The sequence below is a fragment of the Paenibacillus sp. FSL H3-0286 genome, from assembly GCF_045040705.1.
Classification (GTDB): Bacteria; Bacillota; Bacilli; order Paenibacillales; family Paenibacillaceae; genus Paenibacillus_AQ; species Paenibacillus_AQ odorifer.
On the sequence record NZ_CP150285.1, the window covers coordinates 2,005,851 to 2,027,115 of the forward strand.

The window sequence follows — 21,265 nt, forward strand, 5'->3', positions numbered from 1 at the left end:
CCGTAATTTTGATATAATAGATATGAAATATATTTAAAATTTTAGATGAACATTGCTCGTTTAGGGGTAATGATAATGGATGAGAGAGCCTGAGGGGATGTGAACTGTGGATAAAGACTGGACGTCCATTCTGAGACGGTTGCTTTCGGAAGAGAGCGCTTATAAATCGTTATATGACCATCATCCTGATTTGATATTCGTTCTGGATAGACAAGGTCGCTGCGTAGGAACCAATCGAACTTTTCATCTAGGCTTGAGCGCAGAAGCGAAGTTGCAAAATACAAGTCCGATATCAGCAAAGAGAAAAAAACTTGGCAATATTGCTAGTTTTGAGGCTGCTCTGCAGGGGAACTCCTCAAGCTTTGAGCTACAAGATTTAGAGAATCCCAAAAAAGGCTCAGATTGCGTAGGCGTTAAACTATTACCGATCAGAACGGAAGAAGGGATCGCCGGGGTATTCGCGATTACTCAAGTGGCTAACGGAAGCGCTCTTTTACATGCAAAATTGTTACAAGACTGGCTAGATGAATTAGCGGACACCTTAGATACTGAATTACCTATCACGGGCGAAGTGGAGATCAGCTCCAAAGATACCTCAATAGTAGCTGTGAAGGATCAACAATCGAGTCTCATTCTGAATTCCGTCTCCGCGGGAATCTTTGTGCTGGATACAACGGGGCGCGCTCTATTTATTAACCGTGAGGCAGCGGATATGTTAGGCTACCAACCAACAGAATTGATGGGTTTGAAGCTTATGGATTATATCCATCATATCCAAGGTGATGGTTCGCGTTATTCGACACCTGATTGCCAGATTAGTCTTACGATAGAGGATGGAATCATCCGTAAGAAAGATGATGAGATCTTCTGGCGTAAGGATGGCACCAGTTTTTTTGTTAATTATCGGGTAGCACCTCTTATTGATGAAGGGCTGATCGCCGGTGCGGTTATTGCCTTCAGTGATATTACGAATGAGCGAGAAATCATTCGTGCGAAAGAATCAGCAGAGCAGGCAGCGCAAGCCAAATCTGATTTCTTAATGATGATGAGCCATGAAATTCGGACGCCGATGAACGGGATGATCGGAATGGCTGATCTATTGTTGGATACTGAACTTGGAGAAGAGCAGCGAGGTTATGCCGAGATTTTACGCAGCAGTAGTTATACGTTATTGCAGATCTTGAATGACATTCTTGATTTCAGCAAAATGGAAGCAGGTAAAATGTCACTACAATCCGAGAAGTTTGATCTCCGCGAGATGATCTCAGACGTCATTGATTTATTTGCACCGAAAGCGGAAGAGAAGAAGCTGGCATTACGTTGGTGGATGGATACTAGCGTTCCAACCATAATCATTGCTGATCCGATCCGCTTGCGGCAGATTGTCGTGAATCTGGTAGGCAATGCGCTGAAATTCACGGAACGTGGGAGCGTGACCCTATCGGTGAAGAACATTCCACTATCTGATGAACAAGAATTTTTGTTGGAGTTTTCAGTGCGGGATACAGGTGTAGGAATTGCCGGTAACAAACTCAATCTATTGTTTCAATCTTTCTCACAGCTGCATCCGTCCATAAACCGTAAATATGGAGGCACAGGCTTGGGACTGGCGATTTGTAAACAGCTTGTGGAGCTGATGGGTGGGACGATCTTTGTAGAAAGTGAAGAGAATCAAGGTTCTACGTTTCGTTTTATGTTGCCTTGCAGAGCAGAAGATATAGAGCTGGAAGTAACTTCAAACTAGGGGGGTTACACACAAATCTCCGGTCCATTTGCTTAAGAAGCAATGGCCGGAGATTTGTGTGTTATTAGTCCTGAAGCATATACATGAGACCTACAGTATGCGGCCCACAATGGCTGCCAATTACACAACCCGCATGGAGGATTGCTATTTCATTAACTTGAGTTTTCTCTCGTAGTGCTGCCTCCAGATAGAGCGCATCTTCTTCCGCCAAGGTATGGACCACGATGAGCAACTCATTATCCATTCGATCGACATGAACCAAAGCGTTCTGGAGCATTTGTTCCACAGCTTTTTCTTTTTTGCCACGGATTTTGCTGGTAGGTATGATGCTCCCATCTACCAGTCTAAGAACAGGACGGATTTTGAGCAGACTACCGATGAAGTTCTGCATGCCTGAACAGCGTCCACCCATATATAAGTAATCTAGCGTATCCACAACGAATTCAGTTTCCACAAGGCTGCGGCTGTGCTCCAGCATGGCTGCAATCTCTACGGCAGAGTGGCCCTTTTCAGCAGCTCTGACAGCCTTCATAACAAGGAGGGCAATGCCTCCGCACAAGGTTTGCGAATCTATAACCTGTACGCGTCCCTCAGGAAATTCCCCGGCAGCCAAAAGTGCATTCTGATATGTAGAGGATAGTGAGGAGGAGAGACTGATATATACAATATCTTGTCCGCTGCTAATCACGGGTTGAAATGCAGCAATGAAATCTGCTGGCGAAGGTGCTGCCGTTTTCGGCAATACTCCACTAGCGGCTACACGGCGATACACTTCCTCGGGTGTAATATCTTCACCATCTTTGTAGGTACCTTCTTCAAATACAACATAAAGAGGAACGATGCCGATGTCATAAGTATCCTTCCAGTTTTGAGGTAAATCGGAAGTGCTGTCTGAAAATATTTTTACAGTAGACATGAAATTCTCCTTCACCGATAATTCGGATGACAATAATCATTATAGAACTACATAATCTATTTATTATACCAAGACTATGCCAATTCTCAAAATGAAATAGTAGGCAATCACAAGAAAAAAGACTATCGGGATTTCGATAGTCTTTTTAGTTCTATTCTTTTTTCGTAACAGGGATCCATATCTCACAACGATAGCCTCTGCGTCTGGTCTCCCTGGAAGATATAGCTCAAACTCAGGTCCGCCTGTGTGCTCGTAGCCTGTGGAAGGGAACCACTCCTGGAAAATGCGTGCCCATACCTGCTGGATCGCATCAGGCATCGGCCCTACTGAGGTGAACACAGCCCAACTTGCAGCTGGAATTGTTGTAGAAGCAAAGCCCTGTGCATCAGTCTCTGGAGTAGCTTCGACAGCGATCCAATAGGAGAAGGTTTCTTTATCATGGTTCATGTCAGAGCAGATGCCTAATAAATCCTTATCTTCACCGAGCTCAATCAGCTTATCCGACGTACCATTTTCATTAGCTTCTATCCACAACTGAGGGATGCGGCGCAGATTCTCCCCATCCTTCGTTGTCATTTCCTCTACTAGTCCGATAACATTAAAGGCGTCTCTTTTCTCAATTCTGTAGTCCATTTCTTTATCTCCCTTCAGTGATAGATGGAAGGAGAGTCTAGGGAAAGCCTTGAGCTGTACCCCTGACTCCCGCGCAGCAGAAGGAGTAATTCCATGTGCCTTGCGGAATGCTTTGGCAAACGACTCGGGCGAGTCATATCCGTATTTCAGTGCAACATCCAGCACTTTAACTTTAGAAATAGCAAGCTCCTGTGCAGCCAGAGTTAATCTGCGCTTACGGATATAGTCTTTAATAGATACTCCGGTAAGCATATTGAACATGCGCTGGAAATGAAAGGGGGAGGAGTAAGCAACCTTGGCGATTTCTTCAATGGTCACAGATTCCTCCATCTTGCTCTCCATATAATCTAAAGCTTCTTTCATGCGGATAAGCCATTCCAAGTCCGTCATCTCCCTTTAAGTTCATACTATCAGGCTGCATTTGCAAAATCCTGTTATTCCGTGCTCTCTAATGACAGGTAGCAGGCAGAAGGATAATCTCATAAAAAATCATCCTAAATAGTATAACTCAGGAAGATAGACAAAGTTAGTCTTTCAATCGATACACTCTTGCTTCATAAGGTCGTAATAATTCCCGTGTGGGTGCATCATCAGGGTAATTTCCAATAATAAGTTCCGTAGCCTTACTTAGCTCTGCGGAAAGATCAACAGTCTGTGGAACCTCATTGAAATTGAGCAGCACCAGCCACTTCTCGTCATCCAGAGTACGCGTATAGGCATAAATATCCTCATGCTCTGGCAAAAGTAGCTTGTATTCGCCATAAGCCATGATCGGATTTTTTTTGCGCAAAGCAAGCAGCCTTTGGTAATAATAGAAGATGGAATCCGAATCCGCCAGGGCCTGCTCCACGTTAATTTCCTTGTAGTTCGGATTAACTTTGAGCCACGGCTCCCCTTCAGTAAAGCCGGCATTCGCAGAATCATCCCATTGCATCGGAGTGCGCGCATTATCACGGCCTTTGATATGAATAGCGTTTAGCACGCTGTTAGGATCAGCGCCGCCTTCGGTAACCTTTTCGCGATACATATTGAGGATTTCAATGTCTTTATAATGTTCAATGGCTGTGAATTTTACATTAGTCATCCCGATTTCTTCGCCTTGATAAATATAGGGTGTCCCTTTCAGCGTGTGCAGTAAGGTAGCGAGCATTTTGGCAGAGATCACACGATACTTACCGTCATCCCCGAATCTTGAGACCATACGTGGCTGGTCATGATTGTTAAGATAAAGACTATTCCAACCCTTATCCGCCAGACCCACTTGCCATTTATGAAGAATATCGCGCAGCTTCGACAACGTCCACGGGGCTACGTCCCATTTGCCGTCAGGACCCGAGTCCACATCCATATGCTCGAACTGGAATACCATTTGCAGCTCTTTACGTTCCTCGTCCGTGTAAAGGATGGCATCTTCAACTGTAGCGCCAGGAGTTTCGCCGACAGTCATAATGTTATAGTTGGATAACACTTTGTCATTCATTTCATGTAAAAACTCATGAACACGTGGTCCATTCATATAATATTCGCCGCCCCAAGCAAGTTCCCCGGGAGCAAGGCCGTCTCTATGAGAGGATGGGAGACCTTCCACTTTAGAAATCATATTGATTACATCCATTCGTAGACCATCCACACCCTTGTCGAGCCAGAAGGTGATCATCTTGTATAACTCCTCACGCAGCTGCGGATTCTCCCAGTTGAGATCCGGTTGCTTGCGCGAAAACAGATGCAGATAGTATTCACCAGTGGTTTCATCCAGTTCCCAAGCCGGGCCGCTGAATACAGAACTCCAATTGTTGGGGCGCTCACCATCTGGTCCACCCGGACGCCAAATGTAGTAATCGCGATATGGATTATCTTTTGAAGAACGGGATTCTACGAACCAAGGATGCTCATCTGAGGAATGATTGATTACAAGGTCCATCATTAGTTTTATGCCACGGGCGTGCAATTCAGTCAGTAATTCTTCCCAATCCTGCAATGTGCCGAACTCATCCATAATATCTTGATAATCGCTGATGTCATAACCGTTATCGTCATTTGGCGATTTATATACAGGTGACAGCCAAACTACGTCGACACCTAGCTTTTGCAAATAATCCAGACGTGAAATGATTCCCTGCAGATCTCCAATCCCGTCACCATTGCTATCTTGAAAGCTGCGGGGATAGATTTGGTAGACAACGGCTTCTTTCCAAAAGGTTCTGTTCATTCAAAATCACTCCTTATATAAGTTATCTTCCTAAAAAATAAAGAGACCCCAAAAGCATTAAGCTTCAAGGGTCTCTTGGGTGTAAGTTTTATACTGTGACGGAATTGCTATCAGCAGTGATGCTGCTTAGTCCGTTTACGGTATATTCTTTGTCGTAGATAGTAATAGAAGCAGGGATATCAGTTTCATTCGTAACAGTAACTTGTGCATCCGTAACGCTTACTTTCAGACGGGAGCCGCGGAACATGATTTTAAAAGAGTAAGCGGTCCAGTGACCTGGGTTAGATGGGCTCAGTGTCAGTCTGCCGTCATGCACGCGGAGTCCGCCGAAACCATGTACGATTGACATCCAAGTACCAGCCATGCTAGTGCTGTGCAAGCCGTCTTCTGTATCATTGTTATAGTTATCAAGATCCAGTCTTGAAGTACGCAAGTACATTTCATAGGCCTTATCCTTATATCCCAGCTCACTGGCTAGAATGGAGTGGATACAAGGGGAAAGGGAGGACTCATGAACAGTGATCGGTTCATAAAAGTCGAAGTTACGTTTTTTGGTATCGAGATCGTAACGGTCACCCAGGAAATATAATCCCTGCAGAACGTCTGCTTGTTTAATGAAGCAAGAACGCAGGATACGGTCCCATGACCATTTTTGGTTAAGTGGCAGATGCTCACGTTCCAGATCTTTGACTTGAATGATCTCTTTGTCCAGGAAGCCATCTTGTTGTAAGAAGATACCCAGCTCTTCATCCGCAGGATAATACATCTTAGCAATGATGTCTTTCCATTTTGTAGTTTCGCTCTCTTGCAGCCCTAGTTTGTCAACTAGCTCAGCATAACGAGTAGGCTCATTTTCTTGCAAGTATGCCAGTGCTTCCATGGTATATTCCATAGTCCACGAAGCCATACGGTTCGTATACCAGTTATTATTAACGTTATTCTCATATTCATTCGGGCCCGTTACGCCGAGCATTACGTATTTGTCTTTGCGTGATGCATAGTGAACACGTTCTTCCCAGAAGCGGGAGATTTCCACGAGAACCTCAAGGCCATATTGTCCCAGATAAGCTTTGTCTCCGGTGTAGTTCACATAGTTGTAAATAGCGTAGGCAATGGCACCATTCCGGTGAATTTCTTCAAATGTAATTTCCCACTCGTTGTGGCACTCTTCACCGTTCATAGTAACCATTGGGTATAGCGCACCTTTTTTGAATCCAAGCTTACGGGCATTTTCTTTAGCTTTCTCTAAGTGCTTGTAACGGTAGATCAACAAATTGCGGGCAATGGAGGAGTCCGCCGTACTGAGATAGAAGGGAACGCAATACGCCTCTGTATCCCAGTAAGTGCTGCCGCCGTATTTTTCACCGGTAAAGCCTTTCGGGCCAATGTTCAGGCGGTCATCTTCACCATTATAGGTTTGATTGAGTTGGAAAATATTAAAGCGAATCGCTTGCTGAGCCGAAACGTCACCTTCAATGATGATGTCGCTTTCTTTCCATTTTTCTCTCCAAGCTTCAATTTGTTCGGTCAAAAGAGTTACAAATCCGGCTTCCTTAGCAGCTTGCAGAGCAGTTTGGGCGGCGTCGACCAATTGTCCCAGACCGTGATTCCTAGAAGTAACATTGGCTACATATTTATAAATGACGATTTGATTGCCCGCTTGTGCGGTTACGTCCAGTTTGCTGGCTACATATTTCTCTTGTTCGATCGCTTCTGCTTCGGCAGTTACCTTCTCACCATTGACAAGGATATCAAAAGCCATAGCAGAGGTGACATGGAAGTCGAGTTTCTTAGTCTTAAGAGTGAGATGTCCATGATCAGGTCCCGCTTGTTTCTCAACTTCATTCCAGAATTTCTCGTCATAGTTGGAATCCTTGTTCTTCACATCACCATCAAGATAAGGAGTAATCGTAATCTTGCCTGAGAAATTGACAGGAATGATGGAATAGCGAATCGCGCCGATTTCTTGACGAGTCATGCTTACGAACCGGATACTTTCTACTTTAACTTCCTTACCATCTTCGAGAGTGGCAGTGAAGCTACGGGAGAGCGTTCCTTCTTTCATATTAAGTACACGGCGGAATTCGGAAACGGTGCACTTTGCCAGATCAAGGGGGATACCCTCGATATCAATGTTAATACCGATCCAGTTCGTGCTGTTAAGTACTTTGGCAAAATATTCAGGATAGCCGTTTTTCCACCAGCCAACACGTGTTTTGTCAGGGTAGTAGACGCCCGCCATGTAGCTGCCTTGCAGGCTGTTGCCGCTATATTGCTCTTCGAAATTGGCCCGGCCACCCATAAATCCGTTACCAAGACTAAATACGCTTTCAGAAATTTCTTGCGTCTGTGGATCAAAGGATTCCTCAATAATGGACCATTCATCAATTGTTAAATATTGTTTCACGATAACCGCTCCTTTAAATATGTTAGGGGGATATATAAAATGAACAAATCTTTTGTTAAACTTCCGGTGATATAAAAGTGACTGCGATGAATCTTTGGACTTTCGATCGCTGTTATAATCAGATTTCTATATTTAAACCACATTTTGCGGATGAAATCTGATTATAAAGGCGAACGCTATGCTTCTACAGTTCCAAAATTCCTCTCCGTCACTTCATCACCAGAAAGTTAACGATTAATTATTAGTTCATTTAATCTCTGGTAGGAATGTCCATAACAACTCAAATCAGTACTATTTGAGTTCATTATGTTCACTATATTTATGCAAAAGATTCTTTGAGCACGGACACACTCATATGAGCGAGCGATGGAACCACAATATTCGCTGCACTGAGGGTTTCCGGCGAACCAATGCCAACACTGAACATACCGGCCCGGGTAGCGGCCTCAATTCCCGCTTCTGCATCTTCGAAGACTACACAATGTTCAGGTGCGGCATCCAGTGCTTTGGCTCCTAACAGGAACACTTCCGGATCTGGTTTAGCAGCACTAGTGTGAGTTCCATCGATGATTGCATCAAAGTAAGGGGTTAATCCGGTATTATTCAAGATCGTCATTGCATTTTTACTGGCAGAACCGAGAGCGACTTTGATGCCATTCGCGCGGCACTCTTTTAGGAAATCAAGCGCACCTGGCAGAATCTCAGAACTGTCCATTTTCGCAATATATTCGACATAACGATTATTTTTCTGTTCCGCAAGCTTAGCTTTCTCTTCTTCAGCAATCGTTAGTCCACCGATTTCCAGCAAAATATTTAGTGAAGCCGTTCTGCTGACTCCCTTAAGGCGTTCGTTATCTTGTTCTGTGAAAAGAAACCCCAGTCCATCTGCAAGCTCTTTCCAAGCGATATAATGGTATTTGGCTGTATCGACGATTACTCCGTCCAAGTCGAACAAGCAGGCTTTAATTTCCGACATTGTAGTACCTCCTAAAAGTTTTGACAGCGTCGTGATCCAGCGGATGCCGTATTAGAATCTTATTAAACCGTTTAAACTTTGATTAAGATGTGTAAGTTTATCCTAACCTAAGATCCTAGAAATCACCCATAAAGAACTGGATCATTAAGTATTGTATGATTTAGCGCAAACGTTTGTACAGATTTTCAAAAAATAAATGAAGCGATTAAACGCTTCACTTATTCATTCGGTTTTATGCTTTGCCTGAGAGTGCATGGATGACTCTCTCACGATCAGACGATGGGGAATGACAAATCGGTTGGTATGACCTGAACCGTTATCCGGACTCTTGATATTTTGGATAAGTACTTGTGATGCGGTGTAGCCAAGATGATAAATTCCTATATCAATACTGCTGATCGGAGGACTAGATAATTCAGATAATGGAATATTGTTAAAGCTTACAATGGCGAGATCGTCTGGAACCTTGTATTTCAGTTCGTTCAACCCACGCAAAATTCCGAACGATACCATGTCATCCACCGCTACCAGCGCAGTGGGTCGATTCGGCAAATTCATGAAAAAGGACATCGCTCTGTAGCCGCTATCCTGTAGAAATTCACCCTCTACAATCCATTCATCCCGCATTTCTAAACCGCTATTCTGCAATGCTTTACGATATCCGGCGAGACGGTCACGAGAAACGATTAGATTAGGTGGTCCACTTACGAAGCCAATACGTTTATGCCCCATGGAAATGAGGTGGTTCGTAGCATCGTATGCTGCCATCACATTATCATTATCGACTGATAAAATATTCTCATATTTATCACTCCGGCCAACAAGCACGAATGGATAATCGTTGCTCTCTAGAAAATCAATAACGGCATCATCCGTACGAGAGTAAAGCAGAATAACGCCGTCAACACGGCGACCCTTCAGAAGTCGTGAAACGGCTTCCAGTTCTTCTTTCTCGTTCGCTCCGGAGCTTATCAGCACATCATAACCGGAACGGCTGGCTTGTGTAACGATCCCGCGAATTAATTCCATAAAAAATAGATTAGAGAACAGCTCTTCAGCAGGTTTAGGAAGACTGAAGCAGATGCTGTTAGTAGTTTTCGACACCAAGCTCTTAGCCATCATGTTAGGGGTATAGCCCATATCCTCCATAATAGCTTTAACTTTGCGGGAAGTTTCCAGGCTGATTCTGGGATGGTTGGACAATACCCGGGATACCGTGGAGGGAGATACTCCCGCTTTCTTGGCCACATCCTTAATGGTAACTGTCATTGAAACCTCCTTATGGAACCGTTTGCTTTACACAGTAATATTAATCTAAGAGTTCTAAATTGTAAATAGATAAAGTCATTCAAAAGGAGGAAATTGCTACTTTTGGAAGGAACACAAGAAATTTCAATGTAATATTGTTGCTTTTCACCAAAAAAGTATGAATGATTCGGGAATTTTGATCTTAATATGTATAAATGCGGTCTGAATTTTGCGAAAAGAGCATTCGCTGAATGCAAACGTATGGCTTAAAGGATGCAAGAACTTAGCTGAAAGGAAGGGAAGAACAAGTTTCGTTTTTATTGCGGCTTTAAATTGAGCTTTTATTTTAGAAAATACTGGTTGACAATACCGTAAATTCGGCATTAGTATGTAAATCAAAATACAGCAAGCGTTTTCATTGGGTGTTTTTAGGTTGTAATCAGTTGCACTAACGATCGGGTTTTATGGACTAGTGTTTGTGCATAGCTTTTTGCAAACGATTGCACTAATTTTGACATGATGTATCAAGCTTTTACTTTGATAGAAGGATGGTGACAGCGTTGAATTGGCTTGACGAGCCCTACATATAGACCTTCTTCACCTTCAGAAGGAATACGCATGATTTATAATCTCATAAATTGGAGGGGTTTGTGAAATCATGTATCCGCTTGCAAAAAGGGAATTCATAATTATGGGAGGTTTTGCAAAAATGAAAATAACTTTATGGGGGAAGAGGGCATTTGCGATCTTTATGATCATTGCTCTCGTGTTCTCTGGTCTTGGACTACATCCTGTTAATGTTAAAGCAGCAACGACGAAGGTTGTATTGGTTGGGGATCTGCAGTCTAAATTTACATCGACAGGTGCGGAAGCGCCGGGTAAGGATTGGGATGAGACATCAGTAGTTACCCAAATGACCTATTCAGATAATGGCCTATATTCTTTTACAGGCACATTGCCGGCAGGAGAATATAACTACAAGGTTACTCTAAATGATTTATGGGATGAGAATTATGGATTCACAAGTTACACCAATCCTCAGGGGACCAATGATGGGGAGAATATCCATATCAAGCTGGAAACAGAGACTGCCGTAACCTTTTATTATAATGACTTGACTCATAAAATAGCTGATTCCACGTATTACACACCGATTGCTTCCGCTAAACTACCAAGATTGACAGGAAACCTGCCGGCAGAAGCACTTACTACATTATCTGATCCTGATTTTGATGATGTTTACAGTACGGTGGCTACCCTTCCTAAGGGAGATTACACCTACCAAGTTTCTGTTCCAGGAGACGGTGAAGCCGGGGATCAATTGTATCCCGAAACTGCTAATAATCTGAGTCTTCCTTCAGATCTGCCGGTTACCTTTAAATTTAATCCACTGGATGGCAGTGTGACAGCAGAATATAAAATTCCTTCTGAACCTGTTGAGGTTACCCCTGTTCCGGCTGGACACATCCGTATTCACTACACTCGGACAGCTGGTGACTATGAAAATCAGGGATTATGGACATGGGATGATGTTCAATCCCCTTCCGCAAATTGGCCAACAGGGGCAACTCCATTTCCTGAAGGGCAAATTGATTCTTATGGTGCTTATGTTGACGTGCCAGTGAAGGATGGAGCCAAGAAAATTTCGTTCCTTGTGGTAAACCGAGTCACTCAGGCTAAGGATGAAGGCGATAAACTCTTTGCCATTAACACGCCTGAGACGAATGAAATTTGGATCAAGCAAGGCTCAAATGATGTAACACCGTATGAACCAGTTGCACTTGCTCCTAATACAGTGCGAATTCACTATATGAGAGCTGATACAAATCATGATCAATACGGACTGTGGCTGTGGGATGACGTCGTAGCCCAATCCGAAAATTGGCCGTCTGGAGCTACTCCTTTTGTGGCAGATCAAACAGATCGTTATGGTGCATATGTTGATGTTCCACTTATTGAGAACGCGAAGAAAATCGGCTTTATTGTGATGAAACCTTCGAACGGTGATAAGGACGGTGACAATAAAACCTTTAGCCTGCTGGATCGATACAATCAGCTATGGGTTAAAGAAGGAGACAACAATGTTTATGTTTCTCCGCTTGGAGAGACACCAATTGGCTTAGTATCCGCAGAGGTGTTGTCGACGAGCAAAATCCTTCTCGGCTTCACACTGACTGACGGTTTGGATCCAGCTGCCTTAAAGACAGCAATTACAGTTAAGGATAAAGAGGGTGCTGCAGTCCCGATTACTGCGGTAACCCTTACAAGCAAAACTTCAATCGAAGTGGATACAGAAGCTTTTGATTTGGAAAAAGTTCCGCTTAGCGTTACTTATTCAGGTAAAACAGTCTCCGCCGCAAGTGGCTGGAGAATGCTTGATGAAATGTACAATTATACAGGAGACGATCTTGGAGCTACGTATAATGCTGACAAAACAGCCACATTGAAATTATGGGCACCTAAAGCAAGCGGAGTCGTTGTAAATCTTTACGATAAGAATGACTCTAACGTGCAAGTGGGTAGTGTTGCTTTAACACTCGGCGAGCAAGGGGTTTGGTCAGTCCAGCTGAAGCCAGCTGATTTGACAGGCACAGCGGCAACAGATGTAAGGGGCTTCTTTTATCAATACGAAGTAACGAATGACGGTGTAACCCATAAGGTCCTTGATCCTTATGCTAAATCAATGGCGGTATTCACTGTTGATACCACAGGTGCTGCTGGTGCCGGCGGGGATACAGTGGGCAAAGCGGCTATCGTTGATTTAAGCCAGACGAACCCTGATACCTTTGGGTATGCTGATATAAAAGGCTACGAAAAACGTGAGGACGCCATCATCTACGAAGTCCACGTGAGAGATTTTACGTCAGATGTATCGATCGAGGATAGTCTGAGTGGGGAAAGATGGGGTTCTTATAGCGCTTTTGAAAAGAAACTTGATTATATTAAATCTCTTGGTGTAACGCATGTTCAGTTGCTTCCTGTGATGGCTTGGTATTACGGGGATGAGACGAAGATGGGGACTAGAGAGCCAGAGTATTCCGCAAAAAACAATGAATACAACTGGGGGTATGATCCTCACAGCTATTTCTCTCCGGACGGGGCTTATTCACAGAATCCTGCCGATCCAGAAGAGCGGATTAAAGAATTAAAAGGTTTGATTGATGCCGTGCATGAAGCTGGAATGGGTGTCGTTCTGGACGTAGTGTATACTCACATGGCTAAAAAAGAATTTTTAAACGACATCGTACCTAATTATTATGCCTTCCAAGATGCAAACGGCAACTTTATCGGGGGGTTCGGCAACAATTTAGCCACCAACCATAAAATGGCTGAGAAGCTTATGGTTGATTCGGTAAAATACTGGTTTGAAGAGTATAAGATTGATGGAATGCGCTGGGATATGATGGGCGATGCGACAGCTGATGCTGTTCAGCATGCTTATGATGCCGCGGCAGCAGTGAATCCGAAGGCACTCTTTATTGGTGAAGGCTGGAGAACATTCGGCGGCGCTGCGGCTGATCCTTCTCTCGCTGGTCAAGGTGCAGATCAGGATTGGATGGACAAAACGGATAGTGTCGGTGTTTTCTCCGATGAATTCCGTAATGAATTGAAGTCTGGTTATGGTTCCGAAGGTCAGCCTAGATTTATTACCGGTGGAGCACGTCCGATCGCTACAATCCTGGACAATATTAAAGCTCAACCTTCGAATACACCAGCAGATGATCCGGGTGATATCGTCCCATACATCGAAGCTCATGATAATCTGACACTTCATGATGTCATAGCACAATCGATCAAGAAGGATCCGGATATTGCTGAGAATGAGCTTGAAATTCAGCAGCGGATCAGATTAGGAAATATGCTCGTATTAACTTCTCAAGGTACAGCCTTCATCCATGCCGGTCAGGAATATGGGCGGACTAAGCAGTGGAAGGGCACAACGGATCCTGAGGATAAATTCACAGAGATGTTCGACAATAACAACCAATCGTTTGGCTATTTCATTCATGATTCTTACGATTCATCGGATGCAGTTAACATGTTTGATTGGACCAAAGCAACGGATGAATCTAAGTTCCCAGTACAGAACACGACAAGAAAATATACGTCGGGTCTGATGGAGCTAAGAAAATCAACGGATGCCTTCCGATTGGGCGATAAGGATTTGGTTGACTCTAACATTAACCTGATCCCTGCTCCAGAAATGAAGGATAACGATCTTGTCATCGGTTATTCCAACAAAGCAACAGATGGTACTGGCATCTATTATGTCTTCATGAATGGTGACAGCACAACTAGAAAACTGACCTTATCTGAGGATTTGACGGGTGGTCAAGTGCTTGTGGACAACGATGAAGCTGGTGTTACAGCGATACCGGCTGCGCAGCAGACAGGTTTTATTTTGACAGCAAATTCAATTACATTAGAGCCTTTGACGGCTGTGATTATTCAAAAGGAAGCTGCACCAGTTAAGCTGACCTCTTTGGAAACAGATAGTGCAAGCTACACGCTGGCAGCAGGAAATACGCATCAAACCGCTGTTTTTGCGAAATATGATGACAATAGCAGAAGTAATGTTACTAAGAAGGCTACTTACCTTTCCAATAAACCTGAAGTGGCTACAGTAACTGATAAAGGTCTAGTCAAAGCGGTTGGGCTAGGAACGGCAACCCTTACTATCTCTTATGAGGGTGTTTCCACAACCGTCACCGTTAAAGTTACTGACAAACGATATGTTCAATTCACTTATACCCGTAGCGATAAGGACTATAAGGATTGGAATATCTGGGTTTGGAACACTGGAGCTAAAAATGACCAGATTGATTTCACAACCTTTAAGAATGGCACAGCGAGCGTTCTGATTGAGGTTGCGGAGAATGCAACAAGCGTTGGATTTGTCCTGCGCAAAGGTACGGATTGGAACACGGGAAAACAAGACTACCCGGACGATCGTGTCATACCGTTGACCCCTGGTGAACCGTTCACTAAAGTGTATGTAACCAGTATGGTTAAAGAGCTTGATATCAAACCAAGTATTAGCGGCCCCATTTTAAAAGATGGAACGATTACTTTCAGATACCGCGACGACGCTTTGTTCCGTACTGGAAATATGGACGCAATAACAGCTGCTAAAGTAAAAGTGAACGGCACTTCGTATCCAATGATCTATGATCCGGCTAACGAGTGGTTCACTTATACACTGGCTGATTTAAAAGAAGGTATGTATAAATATACTTTCTTGATTACTAAAGACGGCGTCACTACCGAAATTACAGATCCAAAGAATACGGTGAATGATGAATCTGTTATTGATTATCATCAACCTGTCGTTACGATTACGGCATCCGTAAGTCCAGAGGCAGTCACATCCAATCAGAATGCTGTTGTAAGCATCAACGCTTCCTCTTCGGAAGAAGTAACTTACTCTGAAGCATATATGGATTTAACCAATCTTGGAGGACCTAGCAAAGTTAAGCTGGATACGGAACTCTTGAAACAAACGGTTGCTGTGAAAGACACGGTGTCAGCGGGCATCAAGGAAATTCCGATTACGCTCGTAGACCAATACGGCAATGCACATAAGGAAAAGGCTACACTTGAGGTAAAAGCAAGAACCTATACAGGGGATAAGCTGGATTTTGATTGGGATGAGGCCCGGATTTATTTCGCGCTTACAGACCGGTTTAAAGACGGTGACCCAACGAATAATGAGAATGTAAATAAAGATCATCTGGAAGCTTATCATGGTGGAGATTTCCGGGGGATGATCGACAATCTCGATTATTTGCAAGAGCTAGGAATTAACACGTTATGGATCACGCCAATCGTAGATAATATTGATTTTAACAAAGGTGTTGACTTTGGCAGCGAACAATATGGATACCATGGGTATTGGGCAAAAGATTTTACCAAGCTCGACGAGCATCTTGGCGATATGGCAACCTTCAAGGAGCTAATCGAAAAGGCGCATGACAAAGGGATCAAGATCATGGTTGACGTTGTACTCAATCATACGGGTTACGGTCTGAAAGCTGAGGATACCTATCCGACAATTACAGCTGAGGATAAAGCACGTTTCGAAGGGATGCTGCGCACGGATGGTGTATCCGCAGATACAGATCCAATTAAGGGTGAGCTTGCTTTCCTGCCAGATTTCAAGACGGAAGATCCAGCCGTTCGTGAAAAAATTATCGCTTGGCAAACAGGCTGGTTAGACAACGCACGTACGGAACGTGGAGACACGATTGATTATTTCCGTGTGGATACAGTCAAGCACGTGGACGATACGACTTGGAAAGCCTTTAAAAATGCACTGACAGCGATTGATCCAAACTTCAAAATGACCGGCGAATACTTCGGTGGAACCATTGATAACAATGGTGGAATGCTCGAAACTAGCCAGATGGATGGTCTGCTTGATTTTGGATTTAAAGATGCAGCCAGAGATTTTGCAAATGGTAAGGTAAACAGTGTGGATGCTTATCTGCAGGAACGTGAATTAAAGATCGATAATACGAAGATGATGGCTCAATTCCTGAGCAGTCACGATGAGAATGGTTTCTTGTCTGATTATGTGGGAGGCGATAAAGGCAAGCTGAAGATTGCTGCAGCTCTGCAAATTACCGCCAAAGGACAGCCGGTAATATACTACGGAGAAGAACTGGGGAATTCCGGCAGCAATGCTGGAAATATGTCTGAAGGTCAATTCAGTGAGAACCGTAAGGATATGCCTTGGGATCAATTGACGGCAGAGAAGCCACTACATGACCATTATCAAAAGCTGTTGAATATCCGTGCGAAGTACTCCAAAGTGTATTCCAAAGGTGCGCGCACGAAGCTCGCAGGTTCAGATGATTCAGGTTATTTAGCTTTCAACAAATCTTATGAAGATGAGAACGTAGTGACGGTAATCAATACTAAAACTAGTGGGAATTCTGTAACGATTCCAGTACCGTTTGCTGCCAATTCATCGGTAACCGATGAATACAGCGGTAAAACATACATGGTTTCCGAAGATCAAAAGGTAAATATTGATCTGCCAGGCAGAGATGATGGAGGCACGGTTATTTTGGCGGAGGTATCGGATGTTATACCGACACCAACGCCGACACCAACGCCGACGCCGACACCAACGCCGACACCAACGCCGACGCCGACACCAACGCCGACGCCAACGCCGACGCCAACGCCGACGCCGACACCATCGTCGACGCCAACGCCGACACCAACGTCGACGCCAACACCAACACCAACATCGACGCCGACGCCGACGCCGACGCCGACACCAACATCGACGCCAACGCCGACACCAACGTCGACGCCAACACCAACATCGACGCCGACGCCGACACCAACATCGACGCCAACGCCGACACCAGAAGTAACACCGTCGCCTGAGGTGACACCAACACCAACGCCAGAAGCCACAGCGGCACCAACCTCTGGAGTTGTTGTTAACCCTAGCCCTACGCCGCCAGCGGATACTCAGGTTGTGAATGAGGATAGCTTGAAGAATGGTAAAGACGGCAAGGTGCAAATTGATGTTGCTGCCGGTAAGACAGAGGTACGCTTACCTTTACAAGCTGCACAAATACTAGGAACTAATGATCTTGTATTTAAAATGGGGGATCTGTTAGTTACTATCCCTAGCCAGCTTTTAAGTACAATGCCAAGTTTAGCTTCAGGTATTGATGGGGTAGGTGCCCAAATCTTGCTTGAACTGAACCCACTGGCGCAGTCTGCTGCGAAAGCCATAGTAGACGGTTTAAATAAAGACAGTGCTCATGTTAGCTCTCTTTCCGATGTATTTGAATTCAGACTTAGCGTGCTGATGAAAGACGGTACTCGGATTGTAATTAAGCAGTTCGATGAGCCGATTACGATCTCATTCAAGATTAAAGGGCAATTCAACAAGGACTTAATCGGAATCTATTATTTAAGTGATAATGGCGGGTTAGAGTACGTGGGAGGACAGCTGAATGGAGAGGTGATCACGGCACAAGTCACACATTTCAGTAAGTATGCTGTGCTTGAAATCGATAAGTCGTTCAAAGATGTTCCTGCAACCTATTGGGCATTTAAGGCGATTCAATCACTTGCCGCCAAACAAATTGTGTCAGGGGTCACTACCTCTGAGTTTGATCCAAAAAGTAATGTTAGCCGTGCGGAATTTACAGCACTACTAGTACGTGCACTTGGCTTAAAAGCGGAAGGGCAGGTCCTGTTTACTGACATCAGGTCAGATGCATGGTATGCCTCATATGTAGCCACAGCTACTAAGCTGGGTATTGTTAGTGGACGGAGTAATAATAGTTTTGCGCCGAATGCATCAATTACCCGTGAGGAAATGGCTGTTATGGCGATCCGCGCACTTGAAGTGAAGTCTGGTAAGAAGCTTGAACCTGTAGCAGCCTCTACGGCATTTACTGACGCTTCAAGTATTAGCAAGTGGGCGGAAGCCTATGTGAAGACTGCAGCAGACTTAGGACTCCTGCAAGGCCGAGAGAACAATCGATTCGCTCCAAAAGCATGGATGACCCGCGCAGAAAGCGCACAGGTTATTTATACGCTGCTGAGCAAGTAGGCTAAACTAAGGTGTGCTGAATTCTGGCACCCCTTAGTTTGAGCAGCGGTTAGCATTTTAGTATGCTCCAAAAGAAAACAGGGTATCCCGAAGCGATTATCGCTTGCGAGATACCCTGTTTTGTTATGCTGTATAGCTGGGCAGTGGGAAGAAAAGAAATCTTTTAGATGATTGCCTTTAGGATAGCGAATCCATAGGCTGGCATTTTCACGATCAGCTTGCTGCGTTCTGTGCGCATTGTTTCGCCTGTAAACAAGTTCTCCCAATCCCGCTCGTCTACGTCAATACGGAAGGTCTGAGCGGTCTCTTCACTGTTGATTAGTACCACAATCGTCTGCAGATCCAGCCGGCGCTCATAGGCTAGCTTGCTGCCTTGTTGTCCTGCCTCAAGGAAGGTAAATGTACCTGTGCGGAGAGCAGGGTGGTCATTGCGTATTTTAATAAGCTGACGATAGAACTCGAAGAGCTCTCGATCCTGCTTTTCAGGGTTCCACTCCATGCATTTGCGGCAACCAGGGTCACCTTCACCGTCCATGCCGATCTCGTCACCGTAATAGATGCAGGGAGTGCCCATAAAGGTGAATTGGAACAGTGCCGCTAATCGCATCTTGTTTTTGTCTCCAGCAGCCAGCGTAAGCAGTCGTGGAGTATCGTGGCTATCCAGCAGATTAAAAGCAACTTCACTAGCCTGCAGCGGGTAGCGTGATAACTGTTTACCAATGGAATTGGCGAATCCTTCAGCATCAAGAGTGCCATGCACAAAGAAGTCAAGGACGGCGTCAGTGAAAGGATAGTTCATAACGGCATCAAATTTATCGCCTTCCAGCCAAGGTGCAGATTCATGCCAGATTTCCCCCAATATGTAGGCCTCAGGATTAGCACGTTTAACCACCTTGCGGAATTCCCGCCAGAAATCATGATCCACTTCATTGGCAACGTCCAGACGCCAGCCATCGATCCCGACTTCTTTGATCCAGTATTCTGCGACTTTCAGTAAGTATTGTTTAACTTCAGGGTGTTCTGTGTTTAGCTTTGGCATTAGCGGTTCAAAAGCAAAGGTGTCATAAGTAGGGACACCGTTTTCAATCTGAAGCGGAAACTTGCGAATATGGAACCAATCTTTAAAGGCGGAAGCCTCTCCTTTTTCTTGAACATCTACAAAAGGAGCAAAGGTTTTGCCAGAATGATTGAATACGGCATCTAGCAGGACACGAATCCCACGTTTATGGCAGCTATCGACGAGCTTTTTTAAAGTCTCAATATCTCCAAAATGCGGATCGACTTTCATATAGTCTTCTGTATCGTATTTATGATTAGTAGTTGCATCAAAGATAGGTGTGAAATAAATAGCAGTGATCCCAAGCTCGTTAAGATGATCTAAATGATCAATAACCCCTTGCAGGTCGCCGCCAAAAAAATTGGTTGGTGTTGGTTCGGAGCCCCATGGCTGAACATTTTCCGGATCAAGGCTCGGGTCACCATTTGCAAAGCGTTCTGGGAAGATCTGATAAAAAACAGCGTCCTTTACCCAGGCAGGCGGAGCGAATACGTCAACGCGGTTAATGAAAGGGAATTCGAACAGCTTGTTTGGGTTTTCCGGCCGCACCGTTTGAAAGTCACTTTCGGTCATCCAAATTCGTTCGTTATCTTTTTGAAGTAAGAAACCGTATTTCAAGCGGCGGTAGAGAGGTACTGAAGCACATTCCCAATAGTCAAACATAGCATCGGAGGTGAAGAGGGTCATGGGAATTAGCTCTTTTGTGGTATCCCAAGCATATTTATCTCCAGCAAAGGCGAACACTTCGGTTAAATCCCCTTTTTTAGCGCGTAGACGCAGGTGAATCGTACTTTCATTATAGGCATAAGACCAATTTAACCGCGGACGATGATACACTGCTTCCAGTAACATGATAAATCCTCCTAAAGTTTTGTTAGCGTTACTTCCTCGGAGACTTCGGCAAAACCGCATCGAAAGCATACGCTAAGTTTTGTTAGCGCTACTTTCTCGAAAGCATAAACTATTCCCGGACGATACTCCACAGAGCGCGTGGAATGTAGAATGTCGCTATTGTTATTGGTTGCACAGTTTTTTATGCAACATGCACTAAATCAGTAGCCGAGTAGCACATAACAAAGAGGCACAACCACCGCGAAGTAGCTTGCCCGAGGTTGTACCTTTGATAAGTAACATTGCCTTTTAATTATATAGAACAGGAGGCAGACAAGGGATGTTGTGCTTCATGCTGGACAGCCTCTTAACGTTTTGGATTATAGCATGGAATAAAAGGGCTTTCAATACTCTTGTTCAAACCATTGCACTAAATTTCACTAAAGTAAACGAGCATTGTGAAGGGCAATTTATGAGAAATCTCTTGAAATAGAGAAAATGTGGCATATTAGGGGCAAATAAAATAGATATTCCAATAATAAACACATGAATTATCGACTAATTAAAAGATATCATGTGAAAAATGGAGATATATGCCTATAATGTATATCAAATAATGGAAAATGACCCAATACAGTATATGCAAACGTTTTTAAAAAC

Annotated in this window: 8 protein-coding genes and 1 pseudogene; 2 read left to right on the forward strand and 7 right to left on the reverse strand. The window is 44.2% G+C overall.

The window, feature by feature from the left end:
• Positions 1-106 precede the first annotated feature (106 nt).
• Positions 107-1,744, forward strand: coding sequence for a PAS domain-containing protein (locus tag MHB37_RS08575; RefSeq protein WP_076184666.1), 1,638 nt, complete (start codon positions 107-109; stop codon positions 1,742-1,744).
• Positions 1,745-1,808: 64 nt separating this feature from the next.
• On the opposite strand, the gene MHB37_RS08580 is transcribed toward MHB37_RS08575, so the two are convergent.
• The 6 genes and pseudogenes from MHB37_RS08580 to MHB37_RS08605 form a co-directional block, all read right to left on the reverse strand.
• The gene (locus MHB37_RS08580; RefSeq protein ID WP_076126458.1) at positions 1,809-2,660 is read right to left on the reverse strand and encodes a DegV family protein; all 852 of its coding nucleotides are present in this window, start codon (positions 2,658-2,660) and stop codon (positions 1,809-1,811) included.
• 151 nt (positions 2,661-2,811) lie between these two features.
• Positions 2,812-3,674 (reverse strand): annotated as a pseudogene (locus MHB37_RS08585) (GyrI-like domain-containing protein).
• A gap of 145 nt (positions 3,675-3,819) precedes the next feature.
• On the reverse strand, positions 3,820-5,502 hold the full coding sequence (locus MHB37_RS08590) for an alpha-glucosidase (RefSeq protein ID WP_076195084.1): 1,683 nt from the start codon (positions 5,500-5,502) through the stop codon (positions 3,820-3,822).
• A gap of 88 nt (positions 5,503-5,590) precedes the next feature.
• Positions 5,591-7,909 (reverse strand): glycoside hydrolase family 65 protein, encoded by a 2,319-nt coding sequence (locus MHB37_RS08595; protein WP_076195086.1) that lies wholly within the window; start codon positions 7,907-7,909, stop codon positions 5,591-5,593.
• 319 nt (positions 7,910-8,228) lie between these two features.
• Entirely contained in the window at positions 8,229-8,885 is a 657-nt protein-coding gene (pgmB, locus tag MHB37_RS08600; RefSeq protein WP_076195088.1) for a beta-phosphoglucomutase, read from the reverse strand.
• Positions 8,886-9,107: 222 nt separating this feature from the next.
• Positions 9,108-10,154, reverse strand: coding sequence for a LacI family DNA-binding transcriptional regulator (locus MHB37_RS08605; protein WP_076195090.1), 1,047 nt, complete (start codon positions 10,152-10,154; stop codon positions 9,108-9,110).
• A gap of 688 nt (positions 10,155-10,842) precedes the next feature.
• Here MHB37_RS08605 and MHB37_RS08610 point away from each other — a divergent pair.
• On the forward strand, positions 10,843-18,717 hold the full coding sequence (locus MHB37_RS08610) for a pullulanase (RefSeq protein WP_405169145.1): 7,875 nt from the start codon (positions 10,843-10,845) through the stop codon (positions 18,715-18,717).
• Positions 18,718-18,880: 163 nt separating this feature from the next.
• Here MHB37_RS08610 and MHB37_RS08615 read toward each other — a convergent pair whose 3' ends face one another.
• Entirely contained in the window at positions 18,881-20,626 is a 1,746-nt protein-coding gene (locus MHB37_RS08615) for an alpha-glycosidase (RefSeq protein ID WP_076126468.1), read from the reverse strand.
• Between the last annotated feature and the right edge of the window lie 639 nt (positions 20,627-21,265).